General features: G+C 29.1%; 16 protein-coding genes. All 16 read left to right on the plus strand.

The annotated features are described in order from the left end of the window. The first annotated feature begins 1 nt into the window (after position 1). The gene (aroB, locus tag BUB83_RS14570; protein WP_073339205.1) at positions 2-1069 is read left to right on the plus strand and encodes a 3-dehydroquinate synthase; all 1068 of its coding nucleotides are present in this window, start codon (positions 2-4) and stop codon (positions 1067-1069) included. A 13-nt stretch (positions 1070-1082) separates the two neighbouring features. Next, entirely contained in the window at positions 1083-2363 is a 1281-nt protein-coding gene (gene aroA / locus BUB83_RS14575) for a 3-phosphoshikimate 1-carboxyvinyltransferase (protein WP_073339207.1), read from the plus strand. After that, positions 2341-3411, plus strand: a complete 1071-nt coding sequence (gene aroC / locus BUB83_RS14580; protein WP_073339209.1) for a chorismate synthase — start codon at positions 2341-2343, stop codon at positions 3409-3411. Before aroA ends, aroC begins: the two co-directional genes overlap by 23 nt. A gap of 11 nt (positions 3412-3422) precedes the next feature. Beyond that, positions 3423-4592, plus strand: coding sequence for a prephenate dehydratase (gene pheA / locus BUB83_RS14585; protein ID WP_073339211.1), 1170 nt, complete (start codon positions 3423-3425; stop codon positions 4590-4592). Between the two features lie 150 nt (positions 4593-4742). Next, a complete protein-coding gene (locus BUB83_RS14590) occupies positions 4743-5222 on the plus strand; it encodes a GNAT family N-acetyltransferase (protein ID WP_073339213.1) in 480 nt (159 codons plus the stop codon). Positions 5223-5259: 37 nt separating this feature from the next. After that, entirely contained in the window at positions 5260-6087 is an 828-nt protein-coding gene (gene aroE, locus BUB83_RS14595) for a shikimate dehydrogenase (protein ID WP_073339215.1), read from the plus strand. Between the two features lie 7 nt (positions 6088-6094). After that, the gene (locus BUB83_RS14600; RefSeq protein WP_073339217.1) at positions 6095-6595 is read left to right on the plus strand and encodes a shikimate kinase; all 501 of its coding nucleotides are present in this window, start codon (positions 6095-6097) and stop codon (positions 6593-6595) included. A gap of 109 nt (positions 6596-6704) precedes the next feature. After that, positions 6705-7133: a type II 3-dehydroquinate dehydratase gene (gene aroQ, locus BUB83_RS14605; protein ID WP_073339218.1), complete on the plus strand. Its 429-nt coding sequence runs from the start codon at positions 6705-6707 to the stop codon at positions 7131-7133. Between the two features lie 96 nt (positions 7134-7229). Further along, a complete protein-coding gene (gene gdhA / locus BUB83_RS14610) occupies positions 7230-8564 on the plus strand; it encodes an NADP-specific glutamate dehydrogenase (RefSeq protein ID WP_073339261.1) in 1335 nt (444 codons plus the stop codon). A gap of 184 nt (positions 8565-8748) precedes the next feature. Next, a complete protein-coding gene (locus BUB83_RS14615; protein ID WP_073339220.1) occupies positions 8749-8949 on the plus strand; it encodes a cold-shock protein in 201 nt (66 codons plus the stop codon). 292 nt (positions 8950-9241) lie between these two features. Continuing rightward, a complete protein-coding gene (locus BUB83_RS14620) occupies positions 9242-10192 on the plus strand; it encodes a DUF4349 domain-containing protein (RefSeq protein WP_073339222.1) in 951 nt (316 codons plus the stop codon). Positions 10193-10352: 160 nt separating this feature from the next. After that, positions 10353-10892: a helix-turn-helix domain-containing protein gene (locus tag BUB83_RS14625; RefSeq protein WP_073339224.1), complete on the plus strand. Its 540-nt coding sequence runs from the start codon at positions 10353-10355 to the stop codon at positions 10890-10892. An 18-nt stretch (positions 10893-10910) separates the two neighbouring features. Continuing rightward, positions 10911-11954, plus strand: a complete 1044-nt coding sequence (potA, locus tag BUB83_RS14630; RefSeq protein WP_073339225.1) for a spermidine/putrescine ABC transporter ATP-binding protein — start codon at positions 10911-10913, stop codon at positions 11952-11954. Between the two features lies 1 nt (position 11955). Then, positions 11956-12774: an ABC transporter permease gene (locus tag BUB83_RS14635; protein WP_073339226.1), complete on the plus strand. Its 819-nt coding sequence runs from the start codon at positions 11956-11958 to the stop codon at positions 12772-12774. Further along, entirely contained in the window at positions 12768-13550 is a 783-nt protein-coding gene (locus BUB83_RS14640; RefSeq protein WP_073339228.1) for an ABC transporter permease, read from the plus strand. Before BUB83_RS14635 ends, BUB83_RS14640 begins: the two co-directional genes overlap by 7 nt. Then, a complete protein-coding gene (locus BUB83_RS14645; protein WP_073339230.1) occupies positions 13544-14587 on the plus strand; it encodes an ABC transporter substrate-binding protein in 1044 nt (347 codons plus the stop codon). Before BUB83_RS14640 ends, BUB83_RS14645 begins: the two co-directional genes overlap by 7 nt. Positions 14588-14709: the final 122 nt, after the last annotated feature.

Consider the following 14709-nt stretch of genomic DNA (forward strand, 5'->3'; position numbering starts at 1 on the left):
CATGAAAAGCTTAAATGTAAATATTTCTGAAAATAATTACCCAATTATTATTGAAAGTGGACTTATATTAAACATTGGAGATAAGATAAAAAATATTTACTCTGGAGAAAAAATTTCTTTAATTACTGATAGTAATGTGGATAACTTTTACGGAGAATCAGTAGTTGCATCTTTACAAAATAAAGGATTTAACGTAAAAAAAATTGTTTTACCACCAGGAGAAAAAACTAAATCTATAGAAAATCTAACTTTTCTTTATGATGAGTTGTTAGATTTTACAATGTCAAGAGGAGATTTAATTATAGCTTTAGGAGGGGGAGTAATCGGAGACTTAACTGGATTCGTTGCTTCCACTCTTCTTAGAGGTATTCCTTTTGTGCAAATACCTACTTCATTATTAGCACAAATAGATAGTAGTATTGGAGGTAAAGTTGCAGTTGATTTGCCAAGAGGGAAAAATTTGGTGGGTAGCTTTTATCATCCAAAAGCTGTTTTTATTGATCCACAGGTGCTAAAAACATTAGAAGAAAGATTCCTTTATGATGGAATGGCAGAAGTTATAAAAACTGCATGTATCAAAGATAAAGGATTATTTGACTATCTTTTAGAACTAAATTCAAAAGAGGAACTATTTGATAATTTTGAAGAAATAATTTATAGATGTTGTGATATTAAAAGAAAAGTTGTAGAGGCTGATGAAAAAGATACTGGGGAAAGAATGATACTAAACTTTGGTCATACTATTGGTCACGCTATAGAAAAATACTTTGACTTTGAAAAATATAGTCATGGAGAAGCGGTAGCAATAGGAATGTATGCTATAACAAAGATTAGCGAAGAGAAAGAGCTCACTTCAAAAGGTACTTTAGAAAAGCTTAAAACAATGCTAGTAAAATATAAATTACCATATAATGCGAAAGTGGATAACATTGAAGAGATATTTGATACTATTGCTTTAGACAAAAAAAGTTCGGGAAACTTTTTAAACTTAATTATGATAAAAAATATTGGGGAAGTATTTATAGAAAAAATTGATAAAGCTTATTTAAAAGAAGTAATATCAATATAAAGGGGCTGTAGTTATGAAAAGTATGAAGATTGAACCAAGAAGTTTAAGGGGAAAAATAAACATACCTCCATCTAAAAGTTTAGCACATAGAGCGGTAATAGCAGCTGCACTAGCGGATGGAGTTAGTGAAGTAACTAACTTAGTTTACTCTAAGGATATTACTGCAACTTTAAAAGGCATGGAAAATTTGGGTGCTAAAATAATACAAAAAGATGATAGTGTTATCATTGAAAGTAATGGAGAAGTTAAAAAAGTTGGACAGATTTTTGATTGTGAAGAATCAGGGTCTACAATTAGATTTTTGATTCCTCTTTCTTTAGCGGTTGACAATGATGTGGAGTTTATAGGAAAAGGCAAGCTTATTTCTAGGCCACAAGATGTATATTATAGTATGTTTGATGAAAAAAACATTGAGTTTACTACTGATAATGGAAATCTTCCATTAAAAATTAAAGGGAAACTTTCTCCAGGAATTTTTAATGTTAAAGGTAATGTTAGTTCACAGTTTATTACTGGATTACTTTTTACTCTTCCTTTATTAGATGGGAATTCTGAAATAAAGATCACAACAAAACTAGAGTCTATTGGATATATAGATTTAACTTTAGATGTTTTAAGAAAGTTTGGAATTGAAATTATAAATAATAATTATGAGAGTTTTTCTATAAAAGGAAATCAAAAATATAAAGCTAATAACCATAGAGTAGAAGGGGATTTCTCCCAAGCAGCATTTTGGCTTACAGCTGGAATAATAGGTGATGAGATTTATTGTGGAGATCTTAATTTAGAATCTCTTCAAGGGGATAAGGTTATTATAGATATAATTAAAGAGATGCAGGGGAATTTAGAAATAAAAGATGGAATAGTTGTGGTAAAATCATCTATAACAAAAGGAACTGTTATTGACGTATCACAATGTCCAGATTTAGTACCAATACTTGCTGTTTTAGCTTGCTTTAGTCAAGGTAAAACTGAGATTATAAATGGTGCTAGGGTTAGAATAAAAGAAAGTGACAGATTGAAAGCTATTACTACAGAACTTAAAAAATTAGGAGCAAACATTGAAGAACTAGGAGATGGTTTGGTTATTCATGGCAGTGACAGTTTAAAGGGCGGTATAGTTAATAGTTGGAATGATCATAGAATAGCTATGGCCTTAGCTGTTGCATCAATTAGATGTGAAGGCCCAGTAATTATTGAGGACAGTAGTTCCGTTAATAAATCTTACCCAAATTTTTGGGAAGACTTCAGCATGTTAGGGGGAAAAGCAGTTGAGTGGAGTATGGGGGAATAAAATCAAATATTCTATTTTTGGGGAATCTCACGGAAATGGTATAGGTATTGTAATTGATGGATTAGAACCTGGAATTGAACTAGACTTAGATGCAATCTCAAAAGAGATGGAAAGACGAGCACCAGGTAAAAACAAATTATCTACTAGCAGAAATGAAAAAGACCAATTTGAAATATTAAGTGGAGTTTTTCAAGATAAAACAACAGGAGCTCCTCTTTGTGCCATAATAAGAAATAGTAATCAACATTCTAAGGATTATAGTAAGACAAAAGATTTAATTAGACCTGGGCATGCAGATTATACAGGAAGAATAAAGTATAATGATTTTAATGATTATAGAGGTGGAGGACATTTTTCTGGACGAATTACTGCTCCACTTGTATTCGCAGGTGCTGTAGCAAAGCAAGCATTATTGAAAAAGGGAATAATCATTGGAAGTCATATCTATAGTATAAAGAATATAAAAGATGATAAATTTGATCTTGCTAGTATAAAGGAAGATTCTTTAAAAGAACTTACTCAAATGGATTTTCCAGTTATCCGTAGTGAAAAAAGTTCAGATATGAAGGATGAAATTTTAAAGGCAAGAGAAGAACAGGATTCTGTGGGTGGAATTATTGAATGTGCAGCCATTAATTTACCTTGTGGAATTGGCTCTCCTTATTTTGATTCCATAGAAAGTTCATTATCGCATCTTCTATTTTCTATACCTGCTGTAAAGGGTGTTGAATTTGGATTAGGCTTTGAAATAACAGAATTATTTGGCTCAAAGGCTAATGATGAGTATTATATAGAAGATGATGTTATAAATACTTATACAAATAATAATGGAGGGGTTTTAGGGGGAATAACTAATGGAATGCCTTTAGTATTCAGAGTTGCCATAAAACCAACACCTTCTATTGCGAAATCCCAAAGAACAGTGGATATGGTTAAAAGAGAAAATGCTAATATTGAAGTACATGGTAGACACGACCCATGTATTGTTCAAAGAGCTATTCCAGTTGTTGAAGCTGTAACTGCTATGGGGATTTTAGAGCATATATAGGGGGGATAATTTTGAAGGATCTTAATGATTATAGAAATAAAATTGATGAAATAGATGAAGAAATAGTAAAGCTTTTTGAGGAAAGAATGAAAGTTGTTGTGGGAATTGCTGAGTATAAAATCCAAAATGAAATTCCTATTCTTAATGAAGGTAGAGAAAATGAAGTTATTAAGAAAAATCAGGATAGATTAGAAAATAAGGAACTTAATAATTCCTTAGAAGAATTTTATAAAAGCTTTATGAAGATAAGTAGGAATTATCAAAGTGAAAAGATTAATTCATGGAAAAAAGAAAATCAAGTTGAAAATACCTTACCAGCAACTGAAAGCAATGATATGTTACAAAATAAGACTAGTGTTGTTTATCAGGGGGTACCAGGCTCATATAGTTATAACGCTTTAAGAAAATTTTTTTCTCTAAGATATAATTTAGAAGATATTAATAAAATAAATGTGGAAAATTTTGAAGATGTATTTGTTACGTTAAAAAGCGAAAAAGTAAAATATGGAATATTACCCTTAGAAAACTCATCTACTGGAGGAATTTCTGATGTATATGATTTGATTAGAAATCATAACTTTTTCATTATAGGTGAAAGAAAAATAAAAGTAGAGCATAATCTTTTAGGGATTAAAGGCTCTAAGATTGAAGATATCGAAGAAGTATATTCTCATCCACAAGGAATACAACAATGTAAAAAATATTTTGATAATTATCCCCATTTAAAATTGATACCTTATACAAATACAGCAGCTAGTGCAAAATATATCAAAGAAAGCAATGATATAAAAAAAGCGGCCATAGCAAGTATAGATGCTAAAGAAATTTATGATTTAGATATACTTTCTTCAAATATAAATTATAATGAAAATAACTATACTAGGTTTGTAGTTATTAGTAAAGATATGGAACTTTCAAATAAAGCAGATAAAGTAAGTGTTGTTTTATCAGTACAGCATGAAAGTGGAGCGCTTTATAATGTACTTAAAGTATTCTGGAAACATAAATTAAATATGCTAAAAATAGAATCAAGACCCATAGAAGATACGCCATGGGAATACTTTTTCTATATAGATTTCCAGGGAAATATTAAGGACAATTTGGTGAAAAATGCTGTTGAAGAAATGAGAAATGAAAGTAGTTATTTTAAGGTGTTGGGAAACTATGAGGCACATTCTTAGTGAATAGTTAACAGTGAACAGTTAAGGATAGCTTTCGCTTATGCGAAAGCTTTAATTGAAGTAAAATATTTAAAAAACCTTTTGTAAAGCAAAGTGATTATTTATATTATAGGAAATCAAAAATTTATTTAGTTAAGGGAGATATGCTATATGTCAAAGTTAATAATTAGAGATTTTAATATTAATGACTTTACTGATTTTAGCATTTTGATGAATGAGGTACATGATTTACATGTAGAAAATAGACCAGATATTTATAAAGATACCGATGAAGTAATCTCTAAAGAAGACTTTATCAAAATTGTTAATGATGAAAAAATAATTTCAATTTTAGCTCAAATTGATTCTGTTGTTGTAGGTTTATGTATTATTTCAATTAAAAATATACCGGATAATAATGTGAGTATACCAAGGAATATTGCTTATATGGAGGATTTATGTGTTCTTGAATCTTATAGAAAACAAGGCATAGGAAAAGAATTGTTTTATGAAGGAAAAAAACGTGCTTTGCAAATTAATGTAGATAGTTTAGAGTTGATGGTGTGGGAATTTAATAAAATGGAGCTAGAATTCTATGAAAATAAAAATATGAAGACTAGAAGCAGAATTATGGAATTAAAGCTACATTAACAGCTAAAAGGCCTAAAATTAAAGGAGGTTATTTTTAATGAAAACATTATCAGGATTACTGGGAGAATCTTTAAAACATAGCTATTCTCCTGAAATTCATTCTTCATTGTTTGATAAAATAAATATGGATGCTCATTATCATTTATTTGAAGTGGATAAAAAAGACCTAGGGCAAGTTGTTAAATCTATGAAAGTTTTAAAAATCAAGGGGTTAAATGTTACTATACCTTATAAATTAGATGTGATGAACTATTTAGATCGTATATCTGAAGAAGCAGAAGCCATTGGAGCTGTTAATACCATTGCAATAGAAGATGGTAAAACTATTGGCTATAATACAGATTATTTTGGCTTTGGGCATATGCTTAATAAATTTAATATAGAGTTGGAGGGCAAAGCAGCTGTTCTTCTTGGGGCAGGGGGAGCAACTAAAGCAGTATATCATTATTTGTTAAATCATGGCTCAAAAGAAATAATTATTGTGTCTAGAAATAAAAGTAAGAATGAAGAGTATTATAATAATGCGCAGATTATAGACTATGATGGACTAAAGGAATTAAAAGACAGGGATATAGTTATTAATTGTACGCCTGTAGGTATGTATCCTAAGGTTGATGAAAGTCCTATTGAAAAAGAACTTTTAAAGAATTTTAAAGTAGCAGTGGACTTGATTTATAATCCAGAGAAAACAAAGTTTTTACTAGAAGCTGAAACTTTAGGTTTAAAAGCTGTGAATGGATTATACATGTTAGTAAGTCAGGCTATAAAAGCGGAAGAATTGTGGAATAATATAAGAGTTGATGAAATAATTGTGGATAAAATTTATAAGGAAATAAAAGAATCTTTATACGGAAAAAGGAGCTAAAATTTTTATGATAGAAAATAAGAACTTAGTATTAATCGGAATGCCAGGTTGCGGGAAAAGCACAATAGGACATTTATTATCAGAAAAATTAGATTTACCCTTTTGCGATATTGATCAATATATTGAAAATAAAGAAAAAAAGAAAATAAAAGATATATTTAAAGATGGGGAAGCTATTTTCCGTAAAATAGAAAAGCAAGCGGTTAAAGAAGTAAGCTTAAAGACACCAATGGTTATTTCAACTGGGGGTGGGGTTATTAAGGATGAAGATAATATAAATCAACTTAAGAAAAATGGTATTATAATATTTATAAATAGACCATTAGAGTTAATAATTAGTGATATAAATACAGAAGATAGACCACTATTGAAAGAACAATCTGGTGCCTTAGAGAAACTTTATGAGCAGCGATACCATTTATATAAAATGTATTGTGATTATGAAATAAAGAATATATCTTCTTTAGAAGGTGTAGTGGAGGGGATTTTGGAGTTGGTTGGAAAGTAGAAGGTTGAGGAAGGTGGAAGAGTTGGAAGAGTTGGAAGAGTTGGAAGAGTTGGAAGAGTTGGAAGAGTTGGAAAGTGGAAAGTAGAAGTTTTGGAAAGGGGAGAGGTAGATGAAAATATTAGTTATTAATGGACCTAATCTTAATTTGTTAGGAACAAGAGAAAAAGGTATTTATGGAGATAAAGATTATGAGGATTTATGTGATTATATTAAAGAATCTGCAAAAGAGTTAAATTTAGAGATAGAAGTTGTTCAAAGTAATTATGAAGGTGGAATAATAGATTTTATACATAATGCATATAATAATTTTAATGGAATTCTTATTAATCCAGCAGCCTATACACATTATAGTATAGCAATTTATGATGCATTAAAAGGGATTAACTTACCAACGGTAGAAGTACATATTAGTAATATTCATAAAAGAGAAGAATACAGAAAGAAATCAGTAACAGCGGAAGCATGTGTGGGACAAATAAGTGGATTTGGATTTCATGGATATAAATTGGGGTTGCAAGCATTAAAAGAAATAATTTAGCGTATAAATATTCACAAATACCTTTAAAAGTAGTAATATAAATACAGAAATACAATTTTACAAATAAATGTATAAAAAGGGGACAATTTTATGACAATGAGTTACGTAGAAAGAGTGTATCAAGAATTAGTAGACAGAAATCAAAATGAATCAGAATTTCAACAAGCGGCAAAAGAGGTGTTATTCTCATTAAAACCAGTATTTGAAAAACATCCAGAATTTATAAAAGCTGGCATATTAGAAAGAATCATTGAACCAGATAGAATGATTATGTTTAGAGTTCCTTGGGTTGATGACAATGGAGTTGTTAAAGTTAACAGAGGATATAGAGTACAGTTTAATAACTCTATAGGACCATATAAAGGTGGTTTGAGACTTCATCCAAGTGTTAATTTGAGTATTATTAAATTTTTAGGTTTCGAACAAATATTAAAGAATTCTTTAACTGGACTTCCTATTGGAGGAGGAAAAGGTGGCTCTGATTTTGACCCTAAAGGTAAATCGGACTCTGAGGTTATGAGATTTTGTCAAAGTTTTATGACAGAACTTTGTAAGCATATAGGAGATGATATTGACGTTCCGGCAGGAGATATTGGAGTAGGAGCTAGAGAAATTGGATTTTTATTTGGACAATATAAGAGAATTAAAACAATGTCTACAGCTGGTGTGTTAACAGGTAAAGGTTTAAATTATGGTGGGAGTTTAGCAAGAACAGAAGCTACAGGCTATGGTTTGGTATACTTTGTTGATGAAATGTTAAAAGACAGAGGATTAAGTTTTAAAGATAGAAAAGTTGTTGTGTCAGGTTCAGGAAATGTTGCAATTTATGCAATTCAGAAAATAAATGAGCTTGGTGGAAAAGTTGTGGCTTGTAGTGATTCTTCAGGTTATGTATATGATGAAGATGGTATTGATTACTCAATGGTACAAGAAATAAAAGAAGTAAAAAGAGCAAGAATAAAGGAATACATAGATGCTAAACCTAATGCAGTTTATCATGAGAGCAAAAGTGTATGGGAAGTTCCATGTGATATAGCACTTCCATGTGCAACTCAAAATGAGATAAATAAAGAGCAAGCAGAAATTTTAGTGAAAAATGGATGTATTGCAGTAGGTGAGGGTGCCAATATGCCTTCAACTTTAGAAGCTATTGATGTATATTTAGAAAATGGGATTTTATTTGCTCCTGCAAAAGCTGCTAATGCTGGAGGGGTAGCAGTTTCGGCTCTAGAAATGTCTCAAAATAGTATGAGATATTCATGGTCTTTTGAAGAAGTTGATATGAAATTAAAGAGCATTATGCAGAATATTTACTTAAATAGTAAAAATGCTGCACAGGAATATGGATTTGAGAATAATCTAGTAGTGGGATCAAACATAGCAGGATTTATGAAAGTTGCAGAAGCAATGATTGCTCATGGAGTTGTTTAAGGGATAGAAACCTTAATAAAAACCAGCAAATAAAATTTACCACATAATTGACATAAAACCAAAGTTATGGTAATATAAGTATAATATAAAGTTTATTAAATAATGTGAATTATTAGATTTGTTTGGTAATTTTATTGAATAAATCTAATTTTTAATTATTATATTTATTTAGGAGGATTTTTAAATGAAAAAAGGAATAGTAAAATGGTTTAATGCAGAAAAAGGGTATGGTTTCATTTCAACTGAAGGTGAAGGAGATGTATTCGCACACTACAGTGCTATCACTGGAGAAGGATTCAAATCTTTAGAAGAAGGACAAGAAGTTGAATTTGAAATTACTGATGGAGCTAGAGGACCTCAAGCTGCTAATATTGTTAAACTTTAATTGATTCCTTTTGATTATTCATTTACAGATGTTCCCAAAATTTGGAGGAGAAAGTTTTCTTTAAAGGGAGTTTTTGTTCAGATATTTAAAATCAATATAGGTTCAGATAATAAATGAAGTTTTAAGAAATTTGTCTGTAATAAATAATTAACAATAGAATCAATTCAAAAGAAATCAGCAGAAATAAAACTGCTGATTTTTTTTATTACTTATAACTTTTCTTTTATTTGTTTCGTATATAAAGTAATAATTCAATACAATGAATATAAAATTATAAGGGAGTGAAAGTAAAATGAAAAACAATAAAAAAATTATTATCATAATTGCTACTTTAATTAGTATAATTTTAATATTATCGGCATGTGGGGCTAAAAATAACTTTGGAACACAGAATTCTATGGATTATGAAACAAACAATAAAGCAAAGATGGATGGATCAGGCTTTGGTAAAGAGTTCACAAATGAAATTTCTACGGAAGAAACGGCAGGAACTGAAAGTCCTGAGGCAGATGCTTTAATTAATTCAAATAGAAAAATTATAATGAATTATTATGTTAGTTTAGAAACAAAGATGTTTGATGAAACTAATGCAAAAATATTAGAGAGAGTTGCTGAGGTAGGAGGATTTGTTCAAAATTCTCAAATTAATGGGAAGGCTTTATCTTATAATTATGAGAGTGAAAAAAGAAGTGGATATTATACTTTAAGAGTTCCCAAAGAAAAAAGTGATGCTTTTGTTAAAACTTTAGGAGATATAGGTAATGTTACAACATCAACTACTAGTTCAGAGGAGGTTACAGATCAATATTTTGATACAGAAGCTCATCTGAAATCTTTACAAATTCAAGAAGAAAGGCTTTTAGAATTGTTAAAGAAAAGTGGGGAATTGAAGGATATAATTGAAATAGAAAGAGAATTATCTGATGTTAGGTATCAAATAGAAAGTATGACGGGTACTCTAAGAAAATTAGATAATTTGGTTGATTATAGCACCATAAATATAGATGTAATTGAAGTTCAAGAACTATCACCAGAAACATCAACGAAATTTTTGGAACAAGTAAAAGATGGATTTAAGAATTCAATAAAATCCTTATATAATCTAGGTAAATATTTAATAATAACTTTAGTTGTTTTATTACCATACTTAGTTGTGATTTCTATTTTAGTAATAATAGGGCTTAAGGTAAGAAAAAAAATTACAAACAAAAAAATAGAAAAAATAAATGATAAAAAAGAATAGAAGATAAAAAAGAAATGGGGATGCCCATTTCTTTTTTATTTTTGAAAATTTTCTACAAAGGAATATTGATTTTTGGATAAAAGAAATATATAATAATTTATGAAATGTTTAGTATTTGTAAACAAATAAATTAATATATAACTATTTGAAGGTGTGAAATATGAATATAGGTGAAAAAATAAAATTACTAAGAGTAGAAAAAGCATTAACTCAAGAAGAGCTTGCAGATAGGTGTGAGCTATCAAAAGGATTTATATCTCAAGTGGAAAGAAATTTAACTTCTCCGTCTATTGCCACTTTATCAGATATGCTTGAGAGCTTAGGAACAAATCTGAAAGAGTTTTTTAGTGAACCGGAGGAAGAAAAAATTTTATTTTCTAAAGAAGATATTTTTGAAGTAGAAAATGAAAATCTTAAGTATGTTTTAGAATGGGTTATTCCTAATGCTCAAAAAAATATGATGGAGCCTATTTTGGTTACATTAGAGGAAGATGGAAAATATGATTTACATGAACCACATGAAGGTGAAGAGTTTGGGTACGTTTTATCTGGAAATATAAATTTATATGTTGCAAATAAAAAGTATAAAGCAAAAAAAGGTGAATGTTTTTATTTTAAAGCTAAAAGTAATCATTATATTGAAAATTCAAGTAAATCTAAAGCTAAGGTGTTGTGGGTAAGTACCCCTCCTAGTTTTTAATATTAAGGGGCGATGATAATGTCAAATGAAATCATTAATTTAAAGTATATTTGTAAGGAGTACAACGGAGAAAGTGTTATTGAAAATCTGAATTTAAATATAAAAAAGAATGAGTTTATAACCTTATTAGGCCCCAGTGGATGTGGAAAAACAACTACGCTTAGAATGATAGGTGGATTTGAAGCACCTACATCAGGAGAAGTATATTTTGAAGGAAAAGTAATAAATGATTTGCCAGCATACAAAAGACATATCAATACGGTATTTCAAAAATATGCTTTATTTCCTCATATGAATGTTTTCGATAATATAGCTTTTGGACTTAAAATTAAAAAATTATCTAAAGATGAGATTACATTAAAAGTTAATAAAATGTTGGATTTAGTTTCTTTAAGTAATTTTGGTGGAAGAAAGATAGATTCTTTAAGTGGTGGACAGCAACAAAGAATAGCTATAGCGAGAGCTTTAGTAAATGAACCTAAGGTTTTGCTTTTAGATGAACCTTTAGGAGCACTTGACTTAAAATTAAGAAAAGAGATGCAAGTAGAGTTAAAAAATATGCAACAAAAACTAGGTATTACCTTTATATATGTTACACATGATCAAGAAGAAGCTCTTACTATGTCAGACACTATTGTTGTAATGGATAAAGGATATATTCAACAAGTGGGTACCCCTGTAGAAATATATAATGAGCCTCAAAATAGATTTGTTGCCAATTTTATAGGTGATAGTAATATTATTCAAGGAATAATGAAAAAAGATTTTTTGGTTAATTTTTCTGAAAAAGATTTTAAATGTGTGGATAAAGGTTTTGATGAGAATGAAGAGGTAGACATAGTTGTTAGACCGGAAGATATTGAAATAAGTTTAAATGATAACTTTATGATAAAAGGGGAAGTTAAATCCATTGTATTTAAGGGGGTTCACTATGAAATTATGGTAGAAGAACATAATTTTCATTGGAAGATTCACAGTACTAAATGGATTGAAGTAGGGAATGTTGTAGGTATAAACATTTCACCTGAAAATATTCATATTATGAAAAAATCGGGGGTGTAATATGAAGAAATCAATTGCATATCCTTATATTTTTTGGAGTATAATTTTTATAGTTTTTCCTCTTTTGTTAGTGCTATATTTTAGTTTGAGTGTTGGGAATGGATTTTTTTCCTTTTCTTTAGAAAATTATAAGAGAGCTATAGAACCAATTTATTTGAAAGTTATAGGAAGATCAATTTCTTTAGCTTTTATTTCAACATTAATATGTTTAATCTTGGGTTACCCTGTAGCTATGATTTTAGCAAATGTACAAGCAAAACGAAGAAATACACTTATATTATTATTTATAGTGCCTATGTGGATGAATTTCTTGCTTAGAACTTATGCTTGGATGTGGATTCTTGGTAAAAATGGCTTGATAAATTCCATATTAAATTTTTTTGGATTCAGCTCTTTATCACTTTTATATAATAATAGTGCTGTAATTTTAGGAATGGTGTACAATTTCTTACCTTTTATGGTTTTGCCAATATATACAGTTTTAACTAAGATGGATAAAAATCTATTAGAGGCAGCACAAGATTTAGGAGCTAATAAGGCTAAGGTTTTTTTGAAAATAATATTTCCAATGAGTATTCCAGGAGTTTTATCAGGGATTACCATGGTATTTATGCCAGCTGTAAGTACCTTTGTTATTTCAAGACTTCTAGGAGGTGGACAATATATGCTAATTGGTAATTTGATTGAACAGCAATTTCTAGTTGTTGGAGATTGGCGTTTTGGTTCGGCACTTTCTATATTCATGATGATAATTATTTTATTATCTATGGCTTTGATGAATAAAGTTGATGAAAAAGAAAGTGAGGTTACAATATGGTAAGTAAATTTTTAAAAAGGTTTTATTTATTTTTGATTTTTTTGTTTTTATATATTCCTATAATCACTTTAATAGTTTTTTCATTTAATGATTCAAAACTTAGAGGAAGTTGGAATGGATTTACATTAAAGTGGTATGCATTACTTTTTAAAGATAGGCAAATAATGGGGGCTTTATATAATACTCTAACAATTGCTTTTTTATCTTCTATTATAGCAACTATTATAGGCACAGCGGCAGCTATAGGTATTTTTAAAATGAAGGGATTTAGAAAAAAATTAATATTAAATATAAATTATTTACCAGTACTTAATCCAGATATTGTTACAGGAATCGCTTTTATGAGTTTATTTATATTTTTAAAAGCTAAATTAGGATATGGAACCATGCTTTTATCCCATATCACTTTTAATATACCTTATGTAATATTATCCGTACTACCTAAATTAAAACAATTACCAGATAATATTACAGAGGCAGCTATGGACTTAGGAGCCACACCTATGTATGCTTTGAGAAAAATAATTATTCCACAAATAAAACCAGGAATAGTAACAGGAGCTATGATTGCGTTTACTTTGTCTATAGATGATTTTGTTATTAGCTTTTTCACAACTGGGTCTGGGGTTACTAACTTGTCTATTGTAATATATTCAATGGCTAGACGCGGAATTAACCCAACAATAAACGCTTTATCTACAATTATGTTTGGGGTAGTTTTGATTTTATTATTAATAATAAATAATAGAAATAATAAGGAGGTCAAAAATTTATGGTAAAAATTAAGAAAATATTTTCATTAGTTTTAATGGTATGTATTATGACAGTAACTTTAGTTGGATGTGGAAGTAATAAGATGGTTTTAAATGTATACAATTGGGGAGATTATATTGATGAGTCCGTTTTAGATGATTTTGAAAAGGAAACTGGAATAAAAGTTAATTATGAAACCTTTGCTACAAATGAGGATATGTATGTAAAAATTAAAAGTGGAGGTACAAATTATGATGTAGCAATACCTTCTGACTATATGATTTCAAAAATGATTAAAGAAGATTTACTTCAACCTATAGATTTGAATAATATTACTAATTTTAATTTAATTGGAGATGAATATAAAAATTTAGATTTCGATGCTGACAATAAATATTCTGTGCCTTATATGTGGGGAACTTTAGGGGTTATATACAATACAACTATGGTGGATGAAAAAGTTGATAGCTGGAATATTTTATGGGATGAAAAATATGCTGATGAGATTTTAATGGTTAATAGTCAAAGAGATTCTATAGGTATTACTTTGAAAAAATTAGGATATTCTATTAATAGCACTGATGAGAACGAATTAAATATGGCAAAAGAAGAGTTATTAAAGCAAAAACCTTTAGTTTTAGCTTACGTAGGTGATGAAGTTAAGGATATGATGGTAGCAGAAGAAGCGGCTATAGCTGTTGTTTGGTCTGGTGATGCTGTTACTATGATGGAGCAAAATCCAAATTTAAAATATGTAGTACCAAAAGAGGGCTCAAACAAGTGGTTTGATAATATGGTGATTCCTAAAATTAGTGAGCATAAAGAAGAAGCAGAAAAGTTTATTGATTTTATGACAAAAGCAGAAACATCTTTAAAAAATGTAGATTATATTGGATATTCAACTCCAAATACAAAGACTTTTGATATGTTAGATGATGAAATTAAAAATGACGAGACTGCATATCCTTTAGAAAAAACTTTAGAAAACTGTGAAGTTTTAATTGACATTGGGGATTCAATAAAATTATATGATAAAATATGGACTGAAATATTAGCTAATTAAAATTCTTGCTTTGCAAGAATTTTTTTTATCTATTTGAGAGTTTTTCACTTTAAATTTTTTTTTGTAGCATATATAATGAATATGGCGCTAATTAATTTAAAAAATCTAAAGAAGAATATTAT

Source organism: Clostridium grantii DSM 8605 (genome assembly GCF_900129965.1).
In the GTDB taxonomy this organism is placed as follows: domain Bacteria; phylum Bacillota; class Clostridia; order Clostridiales; family Clostridiaceae; genus Clostridium_AF; species Clostridium_AF grantii.

Bases quoted from the DNA above. Each gene is read 5' to 3' on its own strand.
- aroB (WP_073339205.1), top strand. From the start codon at position 2: ATGAAAAGCTTAAATGTAAATATTTCTGAAAATAATTACCCAATTATT.
- aroA (WP_073339207.1), top strand. From the start codon at position 1,083: ATGAAAAGTATGAAGATTGAACCAAGAAGTTTAAGGGGAAAAATAAAC.
- BUB83_RS14590 (WP_073339213.1), top strand. From the start codon at position 4,743: ATGTCAAAGTTAATAATTAGAGATTTTAATATTAATGACTTTACTGAT.
- aroE (WP_073339215.1), top strand. From the start codon at position 5,260: ATGAAAACATTATCAGGATTACTGGGAGAATCTTTAAAACATAGCTAT.
- BUB83_RS14600 (WP_073339217.1), top strand. From the start codon at position 6,095: ATGATAGAAAATAAGAACTTAGTATTAATCGGAATGCCAGGTTGCGGG.
- aroQ (WP_073339218.1), top strand. From the start codon at position 6,705: ATGAAAATATTAGTTATTAATGGACCTAATCTTAATTTGTTAGGAACA.
- gdhA (WP_073339261.1), top strand. From the start codon at position 7,230: ATGAGTTACGTAGAAAGAGTGTATCAAGAATTAGTAGACAGAAATCAA.
- BUB83_RS14615 (WP_073339220.1), top strand. From the start codon at position 8,749: ATGAAAAAAGGAATAGTAAAATGGTTTAATGCAGAAAAAGGGTATGGT.
- BUB83_RS14620 (WP_073339222.1), top strand. From the start codon at position 9,242: ATGAAAAACAATAAAAAAATTATTATCATAATTGCTACTTTAATTAGT.
- BUB83_RS14625 (WP_073339224.1), top strand. From the start codon at position 10,353: ATGAATATAGGTGAAAAAATAAAATTACTAAGAGTAGAAAAAGCATTA.
- potA (WP_073339225.1), top strand. From the start codon at position 10,911: ATGTCAAATGAAATCATTAATTTAAAGTATATTTGTAAGGAGTACAAC.
- BUB83_RS14635 (WP_073339226.1), top strand. From the start codon at position 11,956: ATGAAGAAATCAATTGCATATCCTTATATTTTTTGGAGTATAATTTTT.
- BUB83_RS14640 (WP_073339228.1), top strand. From the start codon at position 12,768: ATGGTAAGTAAATTTTTAAAAAGGTTTTATTTATTTTTGATTTTTTTG.
- BUB83_RS14645 (WP_073339230.1), top strand. From the start codon at position 13,544: ATGGTAAAAATTAAGAAAATATTTTCATTAGTTTTAATGGTATGTATT.